Raw genomic sequence first — 25,448 nt, 5'->3', positions numbered from 1 at the left:
GCTCGCTTGTCAGCGCACGGTCAGAACTCGAACCTGCCTGACTTGACGGCATCGACGAAGTATCGCCACTGCCGCGAGGTCGTCGTGAAGTACCCGGCGTCGCGGTCCTTCGAATCCCGCACCGCAGCGCCAGACCCCACGGAACCGACCTCGACGCACGCTGTCTCCTGGTGAGATCGCGACGACTTCCGCCAGTTCGTCGGTTCGCGTAACGCCATCAGAGCAACTCGCTTTCAATCTCCTGCAGACGACTGCTCATGAAAGCACGTGACTCCGCCTGGGTCATCGCCAGTCGTCGCAGATCGAGCACGGCTTCCTGGTAGTCGCGAACGTCTTTGACGTTACGCAGGAAGGCAGCCGTCCGGTAGTGCTCCAGGTGAACGATCGGATCCTGGTCGGCGAACTCGAACAGCAAGAACGATCCCGCGTGGGCTGGATGCCATTCCGTCGCACCGAACGGCAGCACCTGAACCGTGACGTTGGGGCGTTCGGCGGCCTTCATCATGTATCGCAACTGTTCAGCCATCACCTCGGGACCGCCGAAAACCTCGCGGAGGGCCGCTTCACCGAGTACGACGACGTGTTCAGGCGGATTCGATGCGTCCAGGACCTCCCGGCGGCTGAGCCGAAACGCGACTCGCGCTTCACGCGTCTCCCTGGGCAACGGACCCATGATGGAACTCATGTACCCACGGGTCTGGAACAACCCGGGCACTACGTGCATCTGAACCTCGGTGATTGCGGTTGCCGTCCGCTCGAAGTCCGCCATCACCGCGAGCTCGCCCTTCACACCGGGAAAGCCCGCCGTCAGCCAGTTCGGGTCTCGAACCGCACGGGCATCACCGATGATCCGGTCCTTGTGATCGCCCTTCACTCCCATCGCAGTGAGGACGCTGGCCGCTTCTTCCGGCGTCGGAGGCTTGATTCCTGACTCGTATCGCCAGATCGTGGTGTGCCCAACGCCCAGGGCGCGTCCCAACTCCCGAACACCGAAGCCGGCGTCTTCCCGTAGTTGTCGCAGCTCAGCTCCCAGTGCGCGAGCACGCGGATTCACCTTGGTGGTTCGGGCCATGAACCGATCTTATCCAGATGAAACCGCAGGTGAGAACGCTCTTTCGGATAATTGATCAGGTGTCCCAACCACGAAACCATGGTTCGCGGAACCAGTCACTCTGAGCAGAACCGAGGAGTCCGATGTATCCGTTCCACTGGGTGCCGTGCGAGGGGCGGCGGCACGCGAGTCTGGACGAGCACCCGCACGGGCGCTCCTACCCGACCGACACCGAGGTCACGACCTTGTGCGGGCAGGAGCTCGTCGCCGAGAACAGCGAGTTCGGCTGGTTCTGGGACACCTGCCCGACCTGCTACCGGGAAGCCCTTCGCCTGGCCGGGATTCCCGCGCGGTGACCGCGCAGTCCACGGTCCTCGCCGTGCGCCTCCGCCAAGCGCAGTGGCTCCTCGACGACCTCGCGTTCGACGTCGGCGCCGACCGCCTCGACGCAGCCCACATCGCCGAAGCCGCAACCGTCCTGGCCGGGCTCGGCGCCCTGCTCACGAGCGTTCACACCACGATCTGCGGTGAAGCACCGGGTGAAGACCCGGCCGACCTCAACACCGAAGCGGTCAGCGGGTGGCGGAGATGATTCCGCTGCCCAGCACGAGGTCTCCCGCTTCGTCCGGGCGGTAGAGGACGACCGCCTGGCCCGGGGCGACGCCCTGGAGGGCCTGGCGGAGCTGGATCGTGAAGTTCTCGCCGTCGAACTCGGCGACCGCGTCGGCCGTGCCGCCGTGGGCTCGGACCTGGATGACGCACTCGGTCGGGCCGTCGAGGGGCTGCTCGGACGGCCAGATCGGGCGCTTCGCGTCGATCTCGGTGACCGCGAGGCGCTCGCGCGAACCGACCTTCACCGTGCCCGAAACCGGTTCGAGCGACAGGACGTAGCGCGGCTTGCCGTCCGCGGCGGGGGCGTCGATGCCCAGCCCCTTGCGCTGGCCGATCGTGAAGCCGTGCACGCCGGTGTGCTCGCCGAGCACAGCGCCGGTCTCCTCGTCGACGAGCTGCCCCGGGGCCTGGCCGAGCTTGTTCTCCAGGAAGCTCTTGGTGTCGCCGTCCGGGATGAAGCAGATGTCGTGGCTGTCGGGCTTCTTGGCGACCGCCAGGTCCTGCTCGGCGGCCTCCTCCCGGACCTCGGACTTCAGCGAACCGCCGAGCGGGAACATCGAGTGCCGCAGCTGCTCGGAGGTCAGCGACGCGAGCACGTAGGACTGGTCCTTGCCCTCGTCGCGGCTGCGCCGCAGCTCCGGAACACCGTCCACCATGGACAGACGGGCGTAGTGGCCGGTGCAGACGGCGTCGAAGCCCAGCGCCATCGCCTTCTCCAGCAACGCCTCGAACTTGATCTTCTCGTTGCAGGTCAGGCACGGGTTCGGGGTGCGGCCGGCGGCGTACTCACCGACGAAGGTCTCGATGACCTCCTCGGTGAAGCGCTCGGCGAAGTCCCACACGTAGAACGGGATGCCCAGCAGGTCCGCGGCGCGGCGCGCATCGCGGGAATCCTCGATGGTGCAGCACCCCCGCGCACCGGTGCGCAGCGTCCCGGGCTTCGCCGACAGCGCCAGGTGCACGCCGACCACGTCGTGACCTGCGGCGACCGCCCGCGCCGCCGCGACCGCGGAGTCCACTCCACCGCTCATGGCTGCCAGCACTCGCACGACTCACACCTCCGTGGCGGCCGAGGCCGCCGAAGATCGGCGCAACCCGGCCAACCCGGCGCTACGCGCTCGTTGCACCACCGGTCCGATGACATCGGTGAGTGCCTTGACATCGGCCGCGGTCGAGCTGTGCCCCAGGGAGAAGCGCAGCGACCCGCGCGCGGCCTTCGGATCGGCGCCCATCGCCAGCAGCACGTGGCTCGGCTCGGAAACCCCCGCCGTGCAGGCCGACCCGGTGGAGCACTCGATCCCCTTGGCGTCCAGCAGCATCAGCAGGCTGTCGCCCTCGCAGCCGGGGAAGGTGAAGTGCGCGTTGCCCGGCAGCCGGGACGGCCCACCGGCGATGATCTCGTCGCCGAGATCGCCGTTGAGCACCACGTCCGGCACGGCCGCGCGCACCCCGTCGATCATCTCGTCGCGCAGCTTCGCCAACTGCGCCGCGTGGGACTCGCGCACCTCAACGGCCTCGCGCACCGCCGCGGCCAGCCCCAGCACACCGGGGGTGTCGAGGGTCCCGGAACGCACCTCGCGCTCCTGGCCACCACCGTGCAGCACCGGCGTGCACTTGACGTCGCGCGACAGCAGCAGGACACCGGCGCCGTAAGGACCACCGACCTTGTGACCGGTCATGGTCAGCGCCGACGCACCGGAGGACGCGAAGTTCACCGGCAGCGTCTCGACCGCCTGCACCGCGTCGGTGTGCAGGGGAATCCCGTGCCGGTCGGCGATCGCGGAGAGCTCGGAGATCCGGTTGACGGTGCCGACCTCGTTGTTCGCCCACATCACCGTCGCCAGCGCCACATCATCGGCGCTGGTCAGAGCCTCTTCGAAGACCTCCGGCGCGACCCGTCCCGCCGCGTCCGCCTCCAGCCACGTGACCTCGGCGCCCTCGTGCTCGGCCAACCACTCCACCGCGTCCAGCACCGCGTGGTGCTCGACGGTGGAGGCCAGGATCCGGCGACGAGCCGGATCGGCCGCGCGGCGCGCCCAGAAGATGCCCTTGACCGCGAGGTTGTCGCTCTCGGTCCCGCCTGCGGTGAACAGCACCTCCGAGGGCCGGGCGCCCAGGGCGTCGGCGATGTCCTCGCGGGACTCCTCGACCTGCCGACGTGCCCTCCGACCCGAGGTGTGCAGGGACGAGGCGTTGCCGATCCGGGTCAACGCCTCGCTCATCGCGGACACCGCTGCGGGCCGCATCGGAGTCGTAGCGGCGTGGTCGAGGTAAGTCATCGCTCATCCAGGGTAATGCAAGCCGACCGCCGCCTCCCCTGCGGTCCGACGGAACACGCAGGTCAGACCGGTTTGACCCGCCCTGCCCGGAGCAGCATCACAGCAGCGGACAGCAACGCCACCAGCACCAGCAGATCCAGCGGCAGCACACCCCGGGTCGGCGCCCCGTCGCCGGCCAACGCGCTGACCACCACGCCACCGGCCCCGACCAGCAGCGCCTGCCCGAGCATGTCGGAGATCTGCAGCGCCGAGGAGTTGAACCCGCGATCGGTCTCCGGCGACAGCGACAGGACCGCGACCGCCGTCGTCGCGACGGAAATTCCCATGCCCATCCCCGCGACGAACCAGCCCCCGAACACCAGCCACGGCACACCCCAGACCGGCAGGGCCCACACCAGCGCGAACACCCCGACCCCCACCAGGACGAACCCGGCCGCGACGATCTGCTCCCTCCGAAACCGCCGCTGTCTGCTCTGCCAGAGAGCGCCCACCGACCAGCCCACCGAACCCACCGTCAGCGGGACCCCGGCCGCCGACGGGGAGAAACCGTGCACCACCGCCAGGCTCAGCGGGACGAAGGCCTGCGCCGTGAAGAACAGTCCCGCCAGCAGACCGCGTGAGAGCACCATCACCGGCAGCCCGGGACGCGCGCGAAGCGTCCCTCGCGGCAGCAGGTGCAGCAATGAGGGGACCAGCACGCCCAACCCCACCACCGCGACCACGAGTGAGAGGAAGGAGACCTCCTGCGCAGCCCAGTTCAGCGCCACGACACCGGCCGCCGCACCCGCCGCGGCCACCGGCAACCCCGGCCGGGCCCCAGCGCGATCGGCACCGGGCGCGCCGAAGCGGCGCAGCGTGGGAACCAACAGCCCAGCTCCGAGGCAGACCAGCGGGGCGAGGCCGCCGAACACCCACCGCCAGCTCGCGTGCTCGGTCAGCAACCCGGCGATCAAGGGACCCATCAGCGCAGGCACCACCCACGCCGCCGACAGCGCACCGAACGCGGCCGGCCGGTGCCGCTCCGGGTAGACGCGGGCGATCATCACGTAGAGGGCCACGATGAGCACACCGCCGCTGAGGCCCTGCACGACCCGCGCGAGCAGCAGAACCGCCATGCCCGGCGCGACAGCGGCGATCACCAGTCCCACCGCGAACGACGGCAGCGCCACCAGCAGCGGCAGCGCCGGACCGCGGAGGTCGGAAAGCCGCCCACCGATCACGGTTCCGACGGCGCTGGCGGCCAGGAAGACGGTGAAGGGCCACGCATACCACTGCGCTGCGTGGAAATCGGCCACGATCGTGGGCAGCGCGGTGCCCAGTCCCATCGCCTCGAACGCCACGAGCGTGATGACCAGGATCAGTCCGGCTGTGAAGGCGCGGCGCTGCGGATGCCACAGCGCGCTGTCGGAACGGTCACGGTCTTCGTCGACGATGCCCACGACGCCAGCCTGCAACCTCCACCCCGGTGGAGGTCCAGTCCTTCCACCCACCCGGCCCAGCCGATCATTCGTCCCCGGGACCGGATTTCCACTGAGATCGGGGACCAGATCCTGGCCTCTCCGAGGAGGATCAGGCGGCCATGGCCTCCGCCGGCTCGCCGTGGCCCAGGTGCGCCCCGGTGGCTCCCGTGATCGCGGCCTGCGCCTCACGGGCCAGCGCCTTGCGGTCGGTGCCGGACAGTTCCGGCAGCACCACGACCTCCACCACGAGACCGCGCATGCGGGCGACCGACAACACCGAATCCGCCAAGCTCGCATCGCCCAGGAACGCCGCCCCGGTGGTCAGCCGCCCGCGTCCGTCGCGGAAGCGCACCGCCACCGGCTGCATCCGGGCGCCCGCGTCCAACGCTGCCTGGAACACCGCGGGGCGGAACGGACCACTGGCGGTGCCGCACCACGTGGTGCCTTCGGGGAACGTTCCGATCACCGAACCCGCGCGGAGCTCGTCAGCGATCGTGGACACCGCCCCGGGCAACGCCGACAGCCGGTCGCGGTCGATGTAGACGGTCCCGACCCGCCCGGCCAACGAACCCAGCACCGGCCACGATCGGACCTCGACCTTGGCCAGCATCTTCATCGGCGTGAGCACCTGAAGGGCCACGACGTCCAACCACGAGACGTGGTTGCACACGATCAGCCCGCCACCGGGCGTCAGCGTCCCGTCGACCTCCAACCGGATGCCCAACGCTCGCAACAACATCCGGAACCACTTCGGCACCGCCCTCCGCCGCAGCTGCGAGGGCAGCGCGAGCACCATCGCGCTGCCGATCAGCAGCAGCCCGACGGTGATCCCGATGCGCATGGCCAGCCGCAGCCGGCCGACCTCGGTGCCGGGGTCGCGCGGCGGCAGGCAGTCCGGCCCGCACGGCGACTCCGGCATCCAGGAGTGGTTCATGCCGATTCTCCGAGGAAGTACCGCATGTATCTCTGATCGGCGCGTTCCAGGTCGACCAGCACGAAGAAGTCCGCCACCCCGAAGTCCGGGTCGTGCGCGGGCTTGCCGCAGACCTCCGCGCCCAGCCGCAGGTAACCGCGCAGCAGGGGCGGAATCGTCGAGCGCTCGTTGATCTCACCGGGTTCCCACGGCTGGTGCGGGTGCACCCGGCGCTCCTCCGGCGCGTAGTGCTTCTGCGACACCGTCCGCCACACGTGCGCGGCCTGCACCCCGCCGTCGTCCAGCGGCACCGAGGCGCAACCGGCGAGCATGGTGTGCCCGTGCAGCAGCATGTAGCGGGCGATTCCCGCCCACACCAGGCTGACCACGGCACCGTTGCGGTGATCGGGGTGCACGCACGAGCGGCCGGTCTCCACCAGCGACGGGCGCAGCGGGTCCAGAGCGGAGAGGTCGAATTCGGTTTCCGAGTAGAGCATTCCGGCGGACGAAGCGCGGTCGGGCGGCAGCATCCGGTAGGTGCCGACCACCTCGCCGCTGCGGTCTTCCCGCACGATCAGGTGGTCGCAGTGGTCGTCGAAGGAGTCCTGGTCGACGCCGTGCTCCCCGCCCTTGACCGTGGCGCCCATCTCCTCCGCGAACACCTTGTAGCGCAGGCGTTGTGCGGCGTGGACCTCGTCGGAATCACGGGCGACGAGCAGCGAGTAGTGGGCGTCGGCCGCCGCGTTCGGTGCGGCGCTGGCCAGCAGCTGCATCTCGGACATGTCCCAGGTGTATCGCCGCGCAGCGAACGCCCAACACACCAGCGGATGACACGGAGCCGGAACTTTCGGTGAATGCCAGGTGCGTACTACTCCGTCCGGGCCTTCGATACCGCCCGTTGCAGCACGTCAGAGGGGCTTGCCTGACCTTCCACCTCGTCCCCGGCGGCCCGCCCGTTGACGACGAATTCCGGCTCGTCGAGCAACCTGCGCACCGTGCCGCGCCGCGCAGATCACCCAAGATCCATCCGGACCTTCGGCCAAGGACCCCGGGGGCGGTGAGTAGTCCGGTGAGGGCTCAGATTGCGGCCAGGCGGAGCGCCTTCGGGTGGCGTGTCTTCACTCTGCTCTCCAGTGGCGGGCGCAGTGGTCCAGTAGTGCGAACGCGGCGGCGACGGCCGAAGGGCGGGCCGTCGTCGTCGAAGAGCCATTGAAGGCCCCCGCGATCCACATCACCGAGGTCGCTTTGAGAGCAAGTTGGTGACGATCCGCCCATCGACGCAGTCGTTCACGCATCCCGGTCACCCCGGTCTCGATGGCCTCGGTGGTCTTGTCGTTGCTGGCGCCACGCTCGTCCGAGGCCCGCCAGGGGCACGCTGAGAGTCACGATCAGTGCCAGGGCGATGAGCGAGCCGTAGGGGCGTGGGAGATCGTCGGGCCGGAACGCGTTCCAGGCCAAGCCAAGTAGGGCAACGCACTGCAGGGCCACTAGGCACCGTTGCACCGTGGAAGCTTCGGTGCAGGCTTGACGCATGGTGCGGCGGTTCGGTGATCGCCGGTTGAGTACGACAACGACCGCCGTGATCGTCACGGTGGCCACGGCAAGGGTGCTTAGGGCGATGACCGCGATGATCTGGTCGCTAGTCACCCCCGTCACCCCCGCGGTTGGGCTGCGGTAGGGGTTTCCACGGCTGGTTGAACAGCACCACGCCCGCCGCCGCGATCAGGCCGGTGACGGTTCCGATGAGGATCCCGGCCAGGGGGTTGGCGCTGATCCAGAGGAACGCGAGTACGGACGCGACGGTTCTCCCGGTCACTTCGGCGGTGATCCAGTGGGGGTTGCTGTATTCCCCGTCTGCTCCGGTCGGTTTTCCGATGAGTTCTCTGGTTGCGATGCCGATCGGGGCGGAGAGCAGCCACGCGACGATGACGAGGGCCGCCAGGTCGCTGAGTTCGGCGTGGGTCGAGCTGCGGGTGAGCCACCAGGCTGCGGCTTGCACGGGCACCACGATCACGGCCATGACCGGTTCGATGGTCCAGCGCAGCCACACTTCTTGGTAGCGGGGGTGACCGCTACGCATTGTGATCACCCGGCAGATGCCGGACGTATGGGTTCCGGTTCACGGCGGAGATGGTGGAGCGGTTTCGAGATCAGCGGCAAATCAGACCAGGCACGGTGGTGGCGCAGGCCATACTCACTGCGGGGCCGGTTCTCGCGGGTGGCGCGTCCTTGCGTTCCTCGCCGAATAGGACGCGCATCCGGGGTCACGTCCGCGTTTTTACCCCTTCCGTCGCCGGTCAGGGTTGGTTCAATGTGCCTGTCGCCACCGGCCCGACGTTGGGCGACATACCTCCGGACCGGGGGCACCTCACCGCGCCTTGTTGCCCATGTGTTGGCCGTGGGGCAAGAGGGCGGGGCCGTGGTCTCCACTGGCGTGGGGCAAACATGGGTCCAGATCCATCACACTGTGACTACACAGCAGGTCGACCACGCGCGCTTTCCCAGATCAGCGCCGATCACGAAACAAGAGGGAACCTTCCTGTCACCCGCGTCGCAGCGGTCTCGGTGTGAGCGTGGGAACCTTCCGCGCACGCCGCTGCCCGATCACCCGGCCGGTGGCGGCTAGATTCAGCGCATGCAGATCGAGCGCGTCGACCTCTACACCGATGGCGCATGCAGCGGGAATCCCGGCCCGGGCGGCTGGGGCGTGGTGCTGCGCTATGGCGACCATGAGCGGGAGCTCTACGGCAAGGATCCGACCACGACCAACAACAAGATGGAGTTGACGGCCGTGATCGAGGGGTTGGCCGCTCTCACCCGGCCGATCCCGGTGGTGCGCGTCTACACCGACAGCACCTACGTGCTCAAGGGCATCACCGAGTGGATGCGCGGTTGGAAGCGCAACGGCTGGATGACCTCGGCGAAGAAACCGGTCAAGAACGCCGATCTGTGGCAGCGGCTGGACTCCGAATGCTCCCGTCACGGCGAGGTGCAGTGGGAGTGGGTCAAGGGCCACGCCGGCCACCCGGAGAACGAACGCGCGGACAAGCTCGCCTGCAAGGGGCGTGACGAGGCGCGTTGATGACGAAAAAGCGGGCCGTGCTCGGTGTGAGCACGGCCCGCTTTCTTCGCGTCAGGGGTCAGCCCTTGCGCTTGGTGACCTCTTCGGTGAGCTGCGGGGCGACCTTGAACAGGTCACCCACGACGCCGTAGTCGGCGATCTCGAAGATCGGCGCCTCCGGGTCCTTGTTCACCGCGACGATCGTCTTGGACGTCTGCATGCCCGCCCGGTGCTGGATCGCGCCGGAGATGCCCAGCGCGACGTACAGCTGCGGCGAGACCGTCTTACCGGTCTGGCCGACCTGGAACTGGTGCGGGTAGTAGCCGGAGTCCACCGCGGCACGCGAGGCACCGACAGCGGCACCCAGCGTGTCGGCGAGCTTCTCCACGACCTCGAACGACTCGGCCGAACCGACACCGCGACCACCGGAGACCACGATGCTGGCCTCGGTGAGCTCGGGACGGTCGCCGGCCTCGGCCGGCTGCCGACCGGTGATCTTGGCGCCGGACGCGGCCGGAACCTCGACCTGCTCGACCGCGGCGGCACCGGAGGCCTGCTCGGCCTCGATGGAGCCGGGCAGAACGGTGACCACCGGGGTGCCCTTGGTGACCTTCGCCTTGGCGTCGTAGGTGCCACCGAACAGCGAGTGCGACGCCACGCCCTCACCGTCGATGTCCACGACCTCCGACAGCAGACCGGTGTCCAGGCGGATCGCCAGACGACCGGCGATCTCCTTGCCGTCGACCGACGCCGGCACCAGCACGGCCGCCGGGTTCGCCGAACCCGCCAGCGCGGCCAGCACGTCGACCTGCGGCGTCACCAGGTACTCGGCGGCCTCGGCGGACTCGGCCGCGTAGACCTTCGCCGCACCGTAGGAGCCCAGCGCCTCGGACAGCTTGCCCGCGGTGCCCGGCTCGCCGACGACGACCGCCGACGGCTCACCGATGCGACGGGCCGCGGTCAGCAGCTCGTACGTGACCTTCTTGACCTCGCCGTCCACGTGATCGACGAGGACCAGAACCTCAGCCATGAATCAATGCCTCCTCGAAAACCGTGAACGACTCAGAGCAGCTTCTCGCCGGCCAGGAAGTCGGCGACGCCAACGCCGCCCTCTCCCTCGTCGGTGACCTTCACACCGCCGGACTTCGGCGGCTTCGGAGCGGACTCGACGACCTGGGAGCCGGCGTTGGCCAGCCCCACCTCGGAGGCGTCGATCCCCGCGTCGGCCAGCGACAGCGCGCTCACCGGCTTCTTCTTCGCGGCCATGATGCCCTTGAACGACGGGTACCGCGGCTCGTTGATCTTCTCGGTGACCGACACGACGGCCGGCAGACCGGACTCGACGGTCAGGATGCCCGCGTCGGTCTCGCGCTCGACCTTCACGCTGGAACCGTCGGTCTCGACCTTGCGCGCGAAGGTCAGCTGCGGCCAGCCCAGCACCTCGGCGACCATCGCCGGCACCGCGCCCGAGCGACCGTCGGTCGCCTCGTTGCCCGCGATGACCAACTCGACACCCTCAACGGTGCCGATGACCTTCGCCAGCGCCTTGGCGGTGGCGGGCGCGTCGGTGCCGTGCAACGCCTCATCGGAGAGGTGCACCGCCTTGTCCGCACCCATCGACAGCGCCTTGCGGATGGCATCCGTGGCGCGATCCGGGCCCATGCACACGACGGTCACTTCGCCGCCCTGGGCCTCCTTGATCAACAGCGCCTCCTCCACCGCGCGCTCGTTGATCTCATCCAACACGGCATCCGCCGACTCGCGGTCCAACGTGTGATCCGCAGCAGACAGCTTCCGTTCGGAATACGTGTCGGGCACCTGCTTAACCAGGACGACGATGTTCATGGGCCCTCTTCGACCTCCTGCGGACTCAAATGACGCTCGCTGGTCCTCCAGCGGCTCTGCTTGTGGACCCGGCGCTTCTTCCGTCCGGGTTAGGTTGACCTTGCCATGCCCTCAGCTGGAAAGCACAGTGATGCCAACCACCGAGGATGTTACTTGCCAGTAGCCCGGGTGCAACCAGGTCCCACCCGTGACAGTACTCACCTTCGCTCAGCGGGGATGATCGGCCGCAGCAAAAGTGGGGACGGGTCATCCGGAAAGTATGTGAACGAACCTTACGTATTAGTAGCCTGACGACTATGAGAAGACGCGTCGCCATCGTGACCGATTCGACGGCTTCCGTTCCGCTCGACGTGGCCGACCGGCTGGGAATCTCCATCGTGCAGTTGGAGCTCACCGTCGGCGATGAACAGAACGACGAGCGCCGGGTGCTGCATCCCCAGATGGCCGAGGCAATGCGGAACAACGTCCCGGTCGCCACCAACCCGCCCCCGCCGCCGGCCTTCTACTGGAATTACGCGGACGCCGCGGCTTCCGGTGTCGAGGCGATCATTTCGATCCACATTTCCGAAGGAATGTCCCAAACCTGCCAGTCCGCCCGGATCGCCGCGGCGGAGATCGGCGTGCCGGTCTACGTCGTCGATGCGCGGCTGACCGGGCTCAGCCTCGGCTTCCCGGTGATCGCCGCCGCTGAGGCCGCCGCCTCGGGCGCCACACCGCACGGCGTGATGAACGTCCTGGAGCACCGCCTTCGCAGCACCACGCAGCTGCTCTACGTCGACACCCTGGAGTACCTGCAGCGCAGCGGCCGGATCGGCCGAGCCCAGGCGTGGGTCGGCGAAGCGCTGTCGATCAAGCCGGTGCTGATCATGAAGGACGGCGTGATCGACCAGCTGCACAAGGCCATCGGCCCGGAGCGGGCGCTGCGCAAGGCCGTCGCGACCGCCGTGGAGCGCGCGGGCCGAGGCCCGGTCGACGTGGGCGTGGAGCACTTCGAGGCCGCCGATCGCGCCAAGCAGGTGCTCGACGCGCTGTGCTCGCAGCTGCCGCAGGTCCGCCGGGTCACCCTGGAGGAGACCAGCGCGATCATAGGAGCCCACACGGGACCCGGGGCGCTCGGAATCGCCGTCTCGCCCGCCGGCTTCTGAACGATTCCCCCTCAGCGAAGTCCGGCTCGGGGACCGGACTCGCCGAGCGATCGGGTCGACCGACCATTACCGCGGACCCCTTTCACCGGGCCGCACTTCGCAGTTCTTGCTGATTTTTCCTGAGCCTTCCACCCTTTTGAGTGGTGCGAACGCGTGTTCGATGCCGGATACTCGTTGTTGTCCGGCCCGAAAGGCTTCACGCGGGCACGAATTCCGCACCATTCCTGGGGGAATCATGAGTGCGACCCGTCAGCCGCGCTGCCGCGCGCGCGACAGGTTCTCAGTCCTGGAGCTTGTCCATCGCGCGGTGCACGCGCTTGACCGACACCGGCCGCGGAGTCCCCAAGGACTGCGCGAACAGGCTCACGCGCAGCTCCTCGATCATCCAACCCACGTCGAGCAGGGCATCGCTGGGCGAACGCCCCTGCGGCACCGCGGCGAGCAGATCCCGATAGCGCTGCCTGACCTCGTCCACCTGGTGCATCCACTCCCGATCGCGCTGCGGCTGGTGCTGCGCCTTGTCCAGCCGCTGCTCGATCGCGCCCAGGTAGCGGACCAGGTCGCGGAGCCTGTCGAAGCCCGTCGCGGTGACGAATCCCGGGTGCAGCAGGCCTTCCAGCTGCCGGCGGATGTCGCCCAGCGATTCCGTCGACATGCCCTTGGGGCGGTCGGCGAGCACCGTCTCGACCCGCTGGGCCGCGACCAGGACCCGCTCCACCTCCGCCAGCACCGCCACGGTGTACTCGCCCAGCCCGGCGCGGACCTTCGCCTCCAGCGAGGTGAAGGCGTCACTGTCCCAGACGGGCCCGCCGTTGTCGGCCATCAGCTTGTCCACGGCGCAGCGCACGCAGTCGTCGAGGACCGAACCCAGGTCGCCGTACCGGCTCCCGCCCAGCACCAGGCGGCTGGTCGCGCTCATGCCGCGCTGGATGGACTTCGCCGGCGACGGCACGTTGAGCAGCAGCAACCGGCGCGTGCCGTTCCACAGCGCGCGCCGCTGCTCCTGCTCGGTGTCGAACATCCGCACCGCGACGCTCTCGCCCTCGTCCACCAACGCCGGGTACGCCTTCACGGCGTGCCCCGAACGCTGCTGGGAGAAGGTGCGCGGCAGCTCGCCGAAGCTCCAGGAACGCAGCCCGCCCTGCTCGATGTCGTCGGCCGCGGCCGAGATCTCCTCGCGCACCTTGGGTTTGAGCCGCAGCTTCAGCGATTCGAGGTCCTTGGACTCGGCGAGCTTGCGCCCGCGACGGCCCACCACGCGGAAGGTCATCTTCAGGTGCTCGGGAACCCGCTCCGGATCCCACTCCGCGCGCGGCACCTCGACACCGGTCAGCTGCCGGAGGCTGCGCTGCAACGTCTCCAGCAGCGGCCCGTCGTCGGGGCCCACGCGGGAGAGCACGGCCTTGGCGAAGTCGGGGGCGGGCACGAAGTTGCGCCGGGTCTGCTTCGGCAGCGACTTGAGCAGCGTGGTCACCAGCTCTTCCCGCAGGCCGGGGATCTGCCAGTCGAAGCCCTCGGCGTCGATCTGGTTGAGCACCTGCAGCGGGATGTGCACGGTGACGCCGTCGGCGTCGGCGCCCGGCTCGAACTGGTAGGTCAGGTTCAGCCGGTGCTCGCCGTAAACCCACTGGTCCGGGTAGTCCTGGTCGCTGACCTGAGCCGAGCGCTCGTTGATCAGCATGGACTTCTCGAAGTTCAGCAGGTCGGGCTGCTCGCGGCGGGTCTTCTTCCACCACGTGTCGAAGTGCCTGCCGGAAACCACCTCGTAGCCGATGCGCTGGTCGTAGAACTCGAACAGCGTCTCGTCGTCGACCAGGATGTCGCGACGGCGAGCGCGCTCTTCGAGGCCCTCGACCTCGTCGAGCAGCGCCCGGTTCTGGCGGAAGAACTCGTGCCGGGTCTCCCAATCGCCCTCGACCAACGCGTGCCGGATGAACAGCTCGCGGCTGACCTCGGGATCGATGCGCCCGTAGTTGACCTTGCGGTCCACCACCAGCGGCACGCCGTAGAGCGTGACCCGCTCGGTGGCGATCACGGCTGCCCGGTCCTTCTCCCAGTGCGGTTCGCTGTAGTTGCGCTTGACCAGGTGCCCGGCCAGCTGCTCGATCCACTCCGGCTCGACGCGGGCGACGATGCGCGCCCACAGACGGGAGGTCTCCACGAGTTCCGCGGCCATCACCCAGCGCGGCGGCTTCTTGAACAACGACGACCCGGGGAACACCGCGAACCGCGCGTTGCGGGCTCCCTGGTACTCGTTGCCGCCTCGCCCGGGCGGGCCGGAACGCTGCGCGCCGTTGCGCTTCTCGACGTCCTTGAGACCGACGTGCGAGAGCAGACCGGCCAGCAGCGACTGGTGGACGCGGGTGGCGTCGGCGGGCTGATCCGCCAGCGTCATCCCCATCGACTTCACCATCTGGCGCAGCTGGCCGAACAGGTCCTGCCACTCGCGCACGCGCAGGTAGTTGAGGAAGTCGTTGCGGCAGTGCTTGCGGAACTGGTTGGAGGACAACTCCTTCTGCTGGGTGCGCAGGTGCTCCCACAGGCGCAGGTAGGAGAGGAAGTCGGATTCGGCTTCCTTGTCGACGAAGCGCGCGTGCTTCTGGTCGGCGGCCTGCTGGTGGTCGGACGGGCGTTCGCGCGGGTCCTGGATGGACAGCGCAGCCACGATGACCAGCACCTCGCGCACGCAGCCGTTGCGCTCGGCCTCCAGCACCATCCGCGCCAGGCGCGGGTCGATGGGCAGCTGGGCGAGGCTGCGGCCGATCCGCGTGAGCTTGCGCTCGTCGGCGGGCTTGCCGCTCTCCAGCGCGCCGAGTTCGTGCAGCAGGTTGACGCCGTCGGTGATCTGCCTGCGGTCCGGCGGTTCCAGGAACGGGAAGGACTCGATCTCACCGAGCCCGAGGGAGGTCATCTGCAGGATCACCGATGCCAGGTGGGTGCGCAGGATCTCCGGGTCGGTGAACTCCGGCCGGGACTCGAAGTCCTCCTCCGAGTACAGCCGGACGCAGATGCCCTCGGAAACCCGGCCGCACCGGCCCTTCCGCTGGTTCGCCGAGGCCTGCGAGATCGGTTCGATCGGCAGCCGCTGCACCTTCGTGCGGAAGCTGTAGCGGGAGATGCGGGCCGTGCCCGGGTCGATGACGTACTTGATGCCGGGAACGGTCAGCGACGTCTCCGCCACGTTGGTGGACAGCACGATCCTGCGCCCGGAGTGGCGTTGGAACACCCGGTGCTGCTCGGCGGCGCTCAACCGCGCGAACAGCGGCACCACCTCGGTGTCGCGGAGCGCAAGCTGCGCCAGCGCGTCGGCGGCGTCTCGGATCTCCCGCTCACCGCTGAGGAAGACGAGGATGTCACCGGGGCCTTCGGCGCACAGCTCGCGGACCGCGTCGCAGATGGCCTGCGGCTGGTCCCGGACATCCGTCGACGGGTCTTCCTCGTCGTCGGAGTCCTCCAGCAGCGGGCGGTAGCGCACCTCGACCGGGTAGGTCCGGCCGGAGACCTCCACGACGGGCGCGTCGTCGAAGTGCCGGGAGAACCGCTCCGGGTCGATCGTCGCCGAGGTGATGATCACCTTCAGGTCGGGGCGGCGCGGCAGCAGCTGCTTGAGGTAACCGAGGATGAAGTCGATGTTGAGGCTGCGCTCGTGCGCCTCGTCGATGATCAGCGTGTCGTACCGGCGCAGCAGCCGGTCGTGCTGGATCTCGGCGAGCAGGATGCCGTCGGTCATCAGCTTGACCAGCGTGTCGTCGCCGGTGCGCTCGGTGAACCGCACCTGGTAGCCGATCGCACCGCCGATCTCGGTGCCCAGCTCCTCGGCGACCCGCTCGGCCACGGTCCGCGCCGCGAGCCTGCGCGGCTGCGTGTGGCCGATGACGCCCTTGATGCCGCGTCCGAGCTCCATGCACATCTTGGGCAGCTGCGTGGTCTTACCCGACCCGGTCTCACCTGCGACGATGACGACCTGGTTGTCGCGGATGGCGGCGAGCAGGTCGTCCCGCCGCTGGCTGACCGGCAGGCTGTCCGGGTAGGTGATCCGGGGAGTGCCGTCGCGGCGTCGCTGCACCCGCAGCTCGGCGGTCTCGACGTCGCCGGTGATCTCCGCGGTGACCGACCGCAGCGCCTCGGGATCGCGGATCTTGCGGGCGCCTTCGATGCGTCGACGCAGCCGACGCTGGTCCTGCAGCATCAGCTCGGGCAAACGTTCCCGCAGATCAGCGAGCGGAGATTTCACAGACGACGTACCCATACTCCGCACAAGCATAGAGAAGGCCCCTGCGGCAGTGCCTCCCGATTTCGCAGCACTCACGGCAGACGCCCCGTTCCGTGACGCCGGTCACGGAATGAAGCTGCTCAGGTGCGCTCGGCGCGGCACAGGTAGGCCATCGCCTGGTCGCCGACCCGGGTGATCACGACGCTGGCTTCCTGCGTCCCCTTGGGTTTGAGCCGGCGGCGCAGTGCGTCCGGGTCCACGTCGACACCGCGGACCAGGATCTCCAGCCGACCGACGTCGTGCGCGCGCAGCAGCGTGCGCAGCGCCTTCTCGTTGTACCGGCCGTGGTCGAGCACCCGGAAGGCCCGCACGCCGGGCGGCGGCGCATCGCCGGTGAGGTAAGCGATGCGCGGATCGAGCTGGACGAGTCCATGACGGGCGGCGTAGTGGCGCACCAGCCCCGCTCGCACCACGGCCCCATCCGGATCGACGATCCACTCGCGCACGTCCTCCGCCGGGCAGTCGTCGGGCTCGGCGTCGGTGATGCTCCAGGCACCGCCATCGGCCCGCAGCACGCTCGCGCGGCGCCGCGCCGTCGGATCGGCCAGCGAGCCGAACCACAACGCGGCCTCCCGGACCTGCCCGCCCAGCGACACCACCTCGGCCTCGACGTCGTCGGGGACCGCGGCGAAGTCCAGACCGGGAGCGCACTTGACGACCAGGTCTCGCCCGGCGTGGACGGCCATGAGCTCGTCCAGCGGCGGCACCAGGTCGGCGGGGTTCCAGCGGCGCCTGCCGCCTTCATCCCGGCGCGCGGGGTCGGCGACCACGACGGTGTCCCGGGTAACCGGGCGCAGCGCATCGGCCTCCACCAGCAGCGCCTCGCGACCGGTGGCGGCCAGGTTGTGCTGCGCCATGAGCAACCGGACCCGGTCCAGATCGGAGCCCACGCTGCGGTGGGCGACAGCGGCCACGGCGATCAGGTCGGCACCGATCGAGCAGGTCACGTCGTGCACGTCGCGGCCCGCGAGGCGCTGCGCGCGGTGCCGGGCGACGACGCTCGCGGTGGCCTGCTGCAACGCGGAATCGGTGAACAGCCAGTCCCCGCTGCCCTCCAGCTTGGACTCGGCTTTGCGCCGCAACACCGCGGTTTCCAGCGCAGCGGCGGCGAACCGGTCACCGACCTGCCGACGTGCCGCGGCGACGTCGGTCAGCCGCGACTTGCCGGTCAGCGGCAGACCGGAGAGCTCGGCGACGGCCTCGCGACCCGCCGTCGAGCGCAGGAACAGGACGTCCTCGACGTCGAACGAGTACCCCACCCCGCCCCCTAGAACGAGCCGACCGCGAACGGTCGGCGAGAACCGAGGGCTGAAGGGCGGGGTGTGCTCGTCACTGCTGCTTCCGCTGATGAGTGCCGGGTCAGCGCCCGGTGAACTTCGCCTTGCCGGGGCCGTTCTCGATGAACGACTTCATGCCGATCTTCTGGTCCTCGGTCGCGAACGTCCCCGCGAACAGGTGGGTTTCGAGCTTCAAACCGTTGTCCAGGTCGACGTCCAGGCCACCGTCGATCGCGGCCTTCGCCGCCGCCAGGGCGCGCGCCGCGCCACCGGTGAACTGCTCCGCCCAGCGCTTCGCCGTCGCGTAGACGTCGGCGGACGGCACGATCTCGTCGACCATGCCCAGCGCGAGCGCCTCCTCGGCCTCGACGAACCGGCCGCTGTAGATGATGTCCTTGGCCTTGCTCGGGCCGATCAGCCGCGCCAGCCGCTGCGTGCCGCCGGCACCGGGGATGACGCCGAGCAGGATCTCCGGCTGGCCGACCTTGATGTCGTCCGCCGCGACCCGCCGGTCGCACGACAGCGCCAGCTCGAAACCGCCACCGAGGGCGTAGCCGGTCAGCGCCGCGACCGTGGGCTTCGGGATGGCCGCGACCTGGCTCATCGCGTCCGACAGACCGCGCTGCTCCTTGGCTGCCATGTCCGCGTAGGACATGTCGGCCATCTCCTTGATGTCCGCGCCTGCCGCGAAGACCTTCTCGCCGCCGTAGACGATCACCGCGCGGATGTCGTCGCGCTCAGCGGCCTCGATCGCCACTTCCCGCAGCTCGGTCTCGATCTGCCTGTTCAGCGCGTTCATCTTCGGTCGATCCAGCCGGATCGTGCCGATCGCGCCTTCGACCTCAAGCCTGACGAACTCGCCCACGCAGCAACCTCCTCGTCGAACCACCGCTCGTGCCGCAGGCGAGGCTATCGCGCCCCGCGCCACATCTGCTGTGTCACCGATCTCAACATCGCCGAAGACCTCACCGGCGGTGCAGCAGGTCAGGGCCGGCGGCGGGCGAAGTACCGGTCACCCGCACGCTGCAGTTCGAGGTTCTGGTCGAAGGTCTTCGAGAGGTTGTCCTCGGTGAGCACGTCGTCGAGCAGCCCCTGGGCGACGATGCCGCCGTCGCGCAGCAGCAGGCAGTGCGTGAAGCCCGGCGGGATTTCCTCGACGTGGTGCGTGACCAGCACCGATGCGGGCGCGTCCGGGTCCATGGCCAGCGTCGACAGGCGGGCGACGAGGTCCTCGCGGCCACCGAGGTCGAGACCGGCTGCGGGCTCGTCGAACAGCAGCAGCTCCGGATCGGTCATCAGCGCGCGGGAGATCATGACCCGCTTGCGCTCGCCCTCCGACAGGGTGCCGAACTCGCGGTCGGCGAGGTGCGCGACGCCGAGCAGTTCGAGCAGTTCAACGGCACGATCGGTGTCCAGGTCGTCGTACTCCTCGCGCCAGCGGCCGAACACCGAATACCCGGCGCTGACCACGACGTCGCGAACCAGCTCTTCGCCGGGGACGCGGTTGACCAGCGCACCCGAGCACAGCCCGATCAAGGGCCGGATGTCGAACACGTTGGTCTTGCCGAGCCGCTCGCCGAGGACGTCGACGGTTCCGGTGCTCGGGTGCATCTCCGTGCTGGCCATCTTCAGCAGCGTGGTCTTGCCGGCGCCGTTGGGGCCCAGCACGACCCAGCGCTCGTCGAGCTCCACAGACCAGTTCACGTCCGCCAGCAGTGTCGTCTTGCCCCGCCGGACACCGACGCCATCCATCTGGATGACCAGGTCGTCCACGTCTACCTCCCAGCCGTGACTGACCGCGGCGGCGCCCCGGGCGCGCACTCGGCGTTCGTCTCCGTCCGGGACCGCCGCAGGCTCCGGCCGGTCCCCTCTGGGCCCATTGTTCCCGCCGACGCCGCACCCCCTGCGGGCGGGATGCCACTGCCACGCGCCCGATGATCGACCCCGCGCCTCGCACCGGTCCACATACCGGGAACCCCGCTCAACCACTGGCCCCGGCGACGATCCGGTGCCACGATCTGTGGCGTGTCCGATTCGTTGCTCACCCGCGATCGCGTGATCGACCTGTTCCGGGTCATCGCCTCCGCCTGTCGCTGAAAGCGGTCCGAGAGACCTCCCGCTTCACGCGACTTCATCGCGGCACGACGAATCATCCAGCCACCCCAGCACCTCTCGCAGCAGGGGTGCGCCGTGTCGTGCCGGTGCACACCGCAAGACACCTGGAGACACCGCATGAGCATCACGCAGCCGGAACGGCCGACCGCCGCGCAATCCGAATACACCCCGACCGCACCCGTGCCCGCGCTCGGCGAAGCCGAAGTGCACCCCGCCTTCGACCTGCCGCTGCTGCGGGACCTGATCCGCCCCGACCACCTCAACTGGACCCCGCGCGAGCTCCGCGACCTCACCGGCCTGGTGACCAGCGAGCTGACCACGCAGCTGATGAACATCGTGCGCATCGACGAGCAGCAGCGGTGGTGGGCCAAGCTCGGCCTGACCGCGGGAGTCGAACTTTGGCTGCTGTCCTGGGCTCCCGGCCAGGGCACACCGGCCCACGACCACGGCGGCGCGTCGGGATCGTTCTCAGTCCTGTTCGGAGGGTTGCGCGAGGACTACCGCTACTCGGGCGGCCCGGTCCGCACCCAGCACCACGACCTCGGTGACGGCATCGGGTTCGGTGCCGGGCGCGCGCACCGGGTCACCAACGTCAGCTCGGTCAACTCCGCCAGCGTGCACGCCTACTCACCGCCGCTGCTACCGGTCCGCTACTACGCCGACCTGGCCGAGATCCCCGCTGTCCCTCCGCAACGAAGCGAGGTCGTGTAATGCCGCACATCCCCGAGCCCCGCGAAGAGCTGATCGGTCACGGCCCCTACGGGATCGAGCACCTGCTGGCCGAATCCCGGGAGAAACTCGCCAGGGTCAGCCCGCAGGAAGCCTTCGAGCTCCAATGCACCGGTGGCCTGATCATCGACATCCGGCCGGAATCCGACCGCCTCACCCACGGCGAGATCCCCGGTGCGCTCACCGTGGAACGGATCGTCCTGGAGTGGCGTCTCGACCCGGCAGGCAGCCACCGCCTCGACGGCCTGCACCCGGAACGCCCGATCGTCCTCGTCTGCAACGAGGGCTACGCCTCCAGCCTCGCCGCCGCCCAAGCCCAGGAGCTCGGCCTCACCAAGGCCACCGATCTGGCAGGCGGATTCCGCGCGTGGAAGGAAGCGGGCCTTCCCACCACCGCCGCCGTCGCCTGATCTGCGCAAGGGAACCTTCCTGTCACCGCCCGCCCGGCTCGTGACAGGAAGGTTCCCTTGCGCACGTCACGGCCCCGCACGGCGACCAGGGCGAGCAAAGCGCCTCCTCGGTGCGGGCTGGTCCCGTAGGCTCCGGGCCTTGTGCGAGCGCAGAGCCTTTTGTTCCGCCCATGGGTGTTGGTCACCGTGGTGGGCGCGGTTGTCCTAGCGGCGGTCGAGCTGGTCCTCGGCACCGGTTTCGCGAATGTCGTGGCGGGTTGGTTCGGCGGTGTGGCGGGAGCGATCCTGCTGCCGGTGGCGACGCAGGTCGGCTTGCTGCTCGGGTCGGTGATCTTCGGGTTGCGCGTTCGGCAGGTCGTGTTCGGCGCGATGCGGGAGGTCGCGTCCTTCAAGCGCGGCAGCGTGACCTTCACGTTCCGGGCCTTGCCGGTGACGTTGCGGGCGCAGATCGGGCCGTGGCGTTCGCCGGTGATCCTGCGCTGCTGGCTGGCCGGCCTGGTTTCGGCGCTGGTGGGCGTGGCCGCGGTGGCCGCGGCGTGGCTGTGGGTACCGGGGGCGTTCGGGCGGGGTCTCGCGCTGGCGATGAGCGCGTTCATGCTGGTCAAGCTGTGGCCCAAGCGGGTGCCTCTGACGACGTCGACCGGCTGGCTGCTGTTCTCGCTTCCCCGGATGACCGAGCCGGAACGCTCGGACTTCCTGGCCGCCCCGCTGGCGGCGCGCGCCTACGAGGCGCTGCGCATCGGCGACCTCGACACGGCGCAGGCCCGCGCCGACGAACTCGCGGAGCGGTTTCCCGGCATCAACGCGACGGTGTCGTGCCAGATCGCGGTGCTGGAATCGCGCGGGCTCTACGCGCCGGGCGTGCTGCTGCTGTTGAAGTTCCTGTCCGACAACGACGTTCCGCCGCGCAAGATGGCCTACCTGCTGGCGGGATTGGCGGGGCTGGGTTTCAAGGCGGTCGAGTCCGGGCAGATGCCGGCCGACAGCCTGCTCCCGACGGCGAAGAAGGCCCTTCAGGACGCGGTGCAGCTGGGCTATCCCGAGTTCGAGCTCAACGGCACCAGCGGGCTGCTGGCCCTGATCGAGGGCGACGCCGACAACGCGGTCCGGTTGGCCACCAGCGGCGCGGACTACAACCACTCACCGCTCTCGCGCGCCGACGACCTCGCCACCCTCGCCCGCGCGCACATGGCCCTCCGCGACAACGCGTCGGCCCGAACCGCCTTGGCGCGCGCCGAGGAACTGGCGCCGTGGTCCCCGCGGGTCACCGAAACCCGCCAGCGCCTGTCCGTGAACTAGGAGCAGGGGAACCTTTCTGCCACGCGAAGTGGCAGAAGGGTTCCCCTGCTGCGGTGTCGCGCGCTGCGTCAGTTGATGGTCAGCACGAGCTTGCCCTGGGTGCGCCCGGTCTCGCCCTGAGCGTGGGCCTTGGCCGCATCGGCGAGCGGGAACGTCCCGGCGATCTCGACGCGCAGCTTGCCCGCCTCGACCAGCTCGCGGACGGCCTGCATCCCGGCCTGGTCGGCTTCGACGAGCATCAGTTCGGCGCGCACGCCCAGCTCGTCGGCTTCCGCGACGAGTTCGTCCCGGTCGTAGGGCAGGATCGAGACGAGGATTCCGCCCTTGCGCAGCACGCGCAGCGAGCGGCTGCGGTAGTCGGCGGCGATCGGGTCGAGGACGACGTCGACATCGCTGACGACCTCGGTGAAGTCGGCCGAGGTGTAGTCGATGAGCTCGTCGACGCCCAGCCCGGTCAGGAACTCGTGCTTGCTCTTGCTCGCGGTGGCGATGACGTGGGCGCCCTTGGCCTTGGCGATCTGCACGGCGAGGTGCCCGACGCCGCCCGCGGCCGCGTGGATCAGGATTCGCTGGCCCGCCTGCAGATCGGCGGTGTCGTTCAGCGCCTGCCACGCGGTCAGCGCGGCGAGCGGGATGGCTCCCGCCTGCACGTGGTCCACCCCGGTGGGCTTGGGGACGAAGGCCCGCGCCGGACCGGTCACGTACTCGGCGTGAGAACCGAGTCCGAACGGGTAGGGCAGCATGCCGAAGACCTCGTCGCCCGGCTTGTGCAGGGTCACGCCGGTTCCGATGGCCTCGACGACGCCGGAGACGTCCCAGCCGAGGATGCGCGGGGGTTCACCGAGGAATCCCTGGCCGGCGCGGTGCTTCCAGTCGGTGGGGTTGACGCCGGCGGCGCGCACGCGGATCAGGACCTCGCTCGGTCCCGGCTCGGGCTTGTCCAGTTGTGCCTCGCGCAGCACCTCGGGACCGCCGTAGGCGTCCTGGGTGATGGCACGCATGGTTTCACTCATGCCTCCACCCTGCCCCATCGAAAGCGGACCGGCGTGCAGGCGAGGGGGCGTTGTGAGGATGGGAACCTTTCTGTCACCGGAGTGCGCGAAAGGTTCCCCTGCGCCGATCGGTTCAGGTGGGGTCGGTGAGGCGGCGGACGGCTTCGCGGGAAGCGGAGCGCAGGTCGTCGACCTTGGTCTCGCCGAGGATCAGGCGGCGCAGCTGGGGGACGGCCAGGGGCCAGCTGATCGTGCCGAGGGCCAGCAGGACGAGCATGCCGGGGTCGATCGCCCCGGTGACCTTGCCGTTGTCCTGGGCCTGGCGGACCGCGTCGACCTTGTCCCGGTAGTGCTCGGCGCGTTCGGACTCGGCGGCGACACCGCTGTCACCGCGCTCCAGCGATTCCCACATGAGCAGTCGCAGGACGTGCGGGTTGGCCGAGTGGTAGGCGGCGAGCCGGTCGACGTAGCCGGGGAGGTCCTCGCCGTCGATGGGCACCTCGGCCGCGAGCTCGGCCATGGCGGCTTCCAGGACCGCGGTGAACAGGGCGTCCTTGCTGCCGAAGTAGGCGTAGATCAGCTGCTTGTTGGCCTGGGCCTGCCTGGCGATGCGGTCGACGCGGGCGCCGGCGATGCCGTGTTCGGCGAACTCGGTCGTCGCGGCCTGGAAGATCCGGGCCTTGGTGGCTTCGGCGTTGCGGGACACAGCCGCACTGTACCGCTGTGACCAACCATTCGGTTGACACGAGTTCCGGGCGTGGAGAGACTGCAACCAACCAGTTGGTTAGACCGTTTCGCCTGCGGAGAGTGGATGACCACCGTCGCCCCCGACACCGGCCGCCTGAGCCGTGCACTGCTGTTCGCCGCCGCGCTGTGCGCCGGTGTCACCGTCGCCAACATCTACCTCGCGCAACCGATCATCGGCCCCGTCGCCGACACCTTCGGCACCTCTCCGCAGACCGCGGGCATCGTGGTGACCGCCGGGATGCTCGGCTACTCCGCCGGCCTGCTGTTCGTCATCCCCCTCGGCGACAGCAGGGATCGGCGCACGATGGTCGGCGCGCTCAGCGTCCTCACCGCGCTCCTGCTGGTGGGAAGTTCTCTCGCACCGTCGTTGCCGGTGCTCGCGGTCCTGACCGGACTCGCGGCCGTGACGACCGTCGTGCCGCAGATCCTCATCCCGCTGGTCGTGCAACTGGCCGACCCGGCGCAGCGCGGCACCGCCATGTCCTGGGTGCAGGCCGGTTTGATCACCGGGATCATGGGCGCCCGGGTCGTGTCCGGCCAGCTCGCCGGACTGCTGGGCTGGCGCTGGGTCTTCGCCGCCTCAGCGGTGCTCACGCTGGTCGTGGGCCTGTGGACGGTTCGCGTTCTGCCGAGCGACGGCGAGCGGAACCCGGTGAGCTACTGGGCGCTGCTGCGCTCGCTGCCCGGCTACCTGCGCCGCGAGCCGGGGCTGCGCCGAGCCTGCCTGCGCCAGGCGGGGAGCTTCGCCGCGTTCAACGCCGTCTGGACCATCCTCGCCCTCGTGCTCACCGCGCCACCGCACGGCTTCACCGTCGCCGAGGCCGGACTCGTCGGCCTGCTCGGACTGCTCAGCGCCGCACTGGCGCCCGTGGCCGGGAAGATGGTCGACCGCCGCGGTCCTCGGCTCGTCGGCGCGCTCGGACTGACCGTGCTCGCCTTCGCCGCCCTCGTGCTGATCCTGGGCACGAACTCGCTGACCGCCCTGCTGCTGGGCACCGCGGCCGTGCCGATCGGCCTGCAGGTCGGCCAAGCCGCCAACCAGAACGCGGCGCTGTCGGTCGACCCCGCCGCCGGTGGGCGCCTGAACACCATCTTCATGCTCTCGACGTTCCTGGCCGGCGCGATCGGCTCGGCCGCGGGCAGCATCACCTACGGCCTCCACGGCTGGCCGGGCGCGTGCGTCACCGCCCTTGTCTTCCTGGCGCTCGGGGGGATCGGGCTGCGCCGGATCCGCTGACCA

Annotated in this window: 24 protein-coding genes; 8 read left to right on the top strand and 16 right to left on the bottom strand. The window is 69.4% G+C overall.

Annotated elements, in window-relative coordinates; genetic code table 11:
• Positions 1-20: 20 nt before the first annotated feature.
• Entirely contained in the window at positions 21-218 is a 198-nt protein-coding gene (locus tag KBO27_RS15490; RefSeq protein ID WP_210970669.1) for a DUF397 domain-containing protein, read from the bottom strand.
• Positions 218-1,072 (bottom strand): helix-turn-helix domain-containing protein, encoded by an 855-nt coding sequence (locus tag KBO27_RS15485; RefSeq protein WP_210970668.1) that lies wholly within the window; start codon positions 1,070-1,072, stop codon positions 218-220. Before KBO27_RS15485 ends, KBO27_RS15490 begins: the two co-directional genes overlap by 1 nt.
• Positions 1,073-1,194: 122 nt before the next feature.
• Here KBO27_RS15485 and KBO27_RS15480 point away from each other — a divergent pair, with 122 nt between their 5' ends.
• Positions 1,195-1,407, top strand: a complete 213-nt coding sequence (locus KBO27_RS15480; RefSeq protein WP_210970667.1) for an HC3 family zinc finger protein — start codon at positions 1,195-1,197, stop codon at positions 1,405-1,407.
• Entirely contained in the window at positions 1,404-1,643 is a 240-nt protein-coding gene (locus KBO27_RS15475; protein ID WP_210970666.1) for a hypothetical protein, read from the top strand. The genes KBO27_RS15480 and KBO27_RS15475 overlap by 4 nt, the downstream gene beginning before the upstream one ends.
• On the opposite strand, the gene mnmA is transcribed toward KBO27_RS15475, so the two are convergent.
• The 6 genes from mnmA to KBO27_RS15445 form a co-directional block, all read right to left on the bottom strand.
• A complete protein-coding gene (gene mnmA, locus KBO27_RS15470) occupies positions 1,624-2,712 on the bottom strand; it encodes a tRNA 2-thiouridine(34) synthase MnmA (RefSeq protein WP_210970665.1) in 1,089 nt (362 codons plus the stop codon). The two genes, KBO27_RS15475 and mnmA, sit on opposite strands and share 20 nt — an antisense overlap.
• Positions 2,713-2,715: 3 nt before the next feature.
• Positions 2,716-3,942 carry a cysteine desulfurase family protein gene (locus tag KBO27_RS15465; RefSeq protein WP_210970664.1) on the bottom strand — a complete coding sequence of 409 codons (1,227 nt, stop codon included), beginning with the start codon at positions 3,940-3,942 and terminating at the stop codon, positions 2,716-2,718.
• A 62-nt stretch (positions 3,943-4,004) separates the two neighbouring features.
• Positions 4,005-5,381 (bottom strand): MFS transporter, encoded by a 1,377-nt coding sequence (locus tag KBO27_RS15460; RefSeq protein ID WP_307870428.1) that lies wholly within the window; start codon positions 5,379-5,381, stop codon positions 4,005-4,007.
• A gap of 130 nt (positions 5,382-5,511) precedes the next feature.
• A complete protein-coding gene (locus KBO27_RS15455; RefSeq protein WP_246537282.1) occupies positions 5,512-6,336 on the bottom strand; it encodes a lysophospholipid acyltransferase family protein in 825 nt (274 codons plus the stop codon).
• Positions 6,333-7,097, bottom strand: coding sequence for a GNAT family N-acetyltransferase (locus KBO27_RS15450; RefSeq protein WP_210970663.1), 765 nt, complete (start codon positions 7,095-7,097; stop codon positions 6,333-6,335). The genes KBO27_RS15455 and KBO27_RS15450 overlap by 4 nt, the downstream gene beginning before the upstream one ends.
• A gap of 857 nt (positions 7,098-7,954) precedes the next feature.
• Positions 7,955-8,395 (bottom strand): hypothetical protein, encoded by a 441-nt coding sequence (locus tag KBO27_RS15445; RefSeq protein WP_210970662.1) that lies wholly within the window; start codon positions 8,393-8,395, stop codon positions 7,955-7,957.
• Positions 8,396-8,950: 555 nt separating this feature from the next.
• Here KBO27_RS15445 and rnhA point away from each other — a divergent pair.
• Positions 8,951-9,397 carry a ribonuclease HI gene (gene rnhA / locus KBO27_RS15440; protein ID WP_210970661.1) on the top strand — a complete coding sequence of 149 codons (447 nt, stop codon included), beginning with the start codon at positions 8,951-8,953 and terminating at the stop codon, positions 9,395-9,397.
• A 58-nt stretch (positions 9,398-9,455) separates the two neighbouring features.
• Here rnhA and KBO27_RS15435 read toward each other — a convergent pair whose 3' ends face one another.
• Together KBO27_RS15435 and KBO27_RS15430 are read right to left on the bottom strand one after the other, a co-directional pair.
• A complete protein-coding gene (locus KBO27_RS15435; protein ID WP_132676730.1) occupies positions 9,456-10,406 on the bottom strand; it encodes an electron transfer flavoprotein subunit alpha/FixB family protein in 951 nt (316 codons plus the stop codon).
• 32 nt (positions 10,407-10,438) lie between these two features.
• Positions 10,439-11,221 (bottom strand): electron transfer flavoprotein subunit beta/FixA family protein, encoded by a 783-nt coding sequence (locus tag KBO27_RS15430; protein WP_210970660.1) that lies wholly within the window; start codon positions 11,219-11,221, stop codon positions 10,439-10,441.
• A gap of 296 nt (positions 11,222-11,517) precedes the next feature.
• On the opposite strand from KBO27_RS15430, the gene KBO27_RS15425 reads away from it, so the two are divergent.
• On the top strand, positions 11,518-12,366 hold the full coding sequence (locus tag KBO27_RS15425) for a DegV family protein (RefSeq protein WP_210970659.1): 849 nt from the start codon (positions 11,518-11,520) through the stop codon (positions 12,364-12,366).
• Between the two features lie 280 nt (positions 12,367-12,646).
• Here KBO27_RS15425 and hrpA read toward each other — a convergent pair whose 3' ends face one another.
• From hrpA to KBO27_RS15405, 4 genes are all read right to left on the bottom strand, one after another.
• Positions 12,647-16,555: an ATP-dependent RNA helicase HrpA gene (hrpA, locus tag KBO27_RS15420; protein ID WP_246537422.1), complete on the bottom strand. Its 3,909-nt coding sequence runs from the start codon at positions 16,553-16,555 to the stop codon at positions 12,647-12,649.
• Between the two features lie 164 nt (positions 16,556-16,719).
• Positions 16,720-17,898, bottom strand: a complete 1,179-nt coding sequence (locus KBO27_RS15415; RefSeq protein ID WP_210970657.1) for a THUMP-like domain-containing protein — start codon at positions 17,896-17,898, stop codon at positions 16,720-16,722.
• 100 nt (positions 17,899-17,998) lie between these two features.
• The gene (locus KBO27_RS15410; RefSeq protein WP_210970656.1) at positions 17,999-18,781 is read right to left on the bottom strand and encodes an enoyl-CoA hydratase/isomerase family protein; all 783 of its coding nucleotides are present in this window, start codon (positions 18,779-18,781) and stop codon (positions 17,999-18,001) included.
• Positions 18,782-18,900: 119 nt separating this feature from the next.
• The gene (locus tag KBO27_RS15405; RefSeq protein WP_210970706.1) at positions 18,901-19,668 is read right to left on the bottom strand and encodes an ABC transporter ATP-binding protein; all 768 of its coding nucleotides are present in this window, start codon (positions 19,666-19,668) and stop codon (positions 18,901-18,903) included.
• A gap of 480 nt (positions 19,669-20,148) precedes the next feature.
• Between KBO27_RS15405 and KBO27_RS15400 the strand changes: the two genes are divergently transcribed.
• The 3 genes from KBO27_RS15400 (at position 20,149) to KBO27_RS15390 (ending at position 22,469) form a co-directional block, all read left to right on the top strand.
• Entirely contained in the window at positions 20,149-20,742 is a 594-nt protein-coding gene (locus KBO27_RS15400; RefSeq protein ID WP_210970655.1) for a cysteine dioxygenase, read from the top strand.
• Entirely contained in the window at positions 20,742-21,170 is a 429-nt protein-coding gene (locus KBO27_RS15395; protein WP_210970654.1) for a rhodanese-like domain-containing protein, read from the top strand. The genes KBO27_RS15400 and KBO27_RS15395 overlap by 1 nt, the downstream gene beginning before the upstream one ends.
• Before the next feature lie 186 nt (positions 21,171-21,356).
• Entirely contained in the window at positions 21,357-22,469 is a 1,113-nt protein-coding gene (locus tag KBO27_RS15390) for a hypothetical protein (protein WP_307870427.1), read from the top strand.
• Positions 22,470-22,537: 68 nt separating this feature from the next.
• On the opposite strand, the gene KBO27_RS15385 is transcribed toward KBO27_RS15390, so the two are convergent.
• Both KBO27_RS15385 and KBO27_RS15380 read right to left on the bottom strand, forming a co-directional pair.
• Positions 22,538-23,482, bottom strand: coding sequence for an NADP-dependent oxidoreductase (locus KBO27_RS15385; RefSeq protein ID WP_246537281.1), 945 nt, complete (start codon positions 23,480-23,482; stop codon positions 22,538-22,540).
• A 112-nt stretch (positions 23,483-23,594) separates the two neighbouring features.
• Entirely contained in the window at positions 23,595-24,167 is a 573-nt protein-coding gene (locus KBO27_RS15380) for a TetR/AcrR family transcriptional regulator (RefSeq protein WP_210970652.1), read from the bottom strand.
• Between the two features lie 105 nt (positions 24,168-24,272).
• Between KBO27_RS15380 and KBO27_RS15375 the strand changes: the two genes are divergently transcribed.
• Entirely contained in the window at positions 24,273-25,445 is a 1,173-nt protein-coding gene (locus tag KBO27_RS15375) for an MFS transporter (protein WP_210970651.1), read from the top strand.
• The last annotated feature ends 3 nt before the right edge of the window (positions 25,446-25,448 follow it).

This window comes from Saccharopolyspora endophytica (assembly GCF_018070075.1).
GTDB lineage: Bacteria > Actinomycetota > Actinomycetes > Mycobacteriales > Pseudonocardiaceae > Saccharopolyspora > Saccharopolyspora endophytica.
The sequence above is the reverse complement of the archived record's forward strand: the minus strand, read 5'-3'. Positions and strand labels throughout refer to the sequence as shown.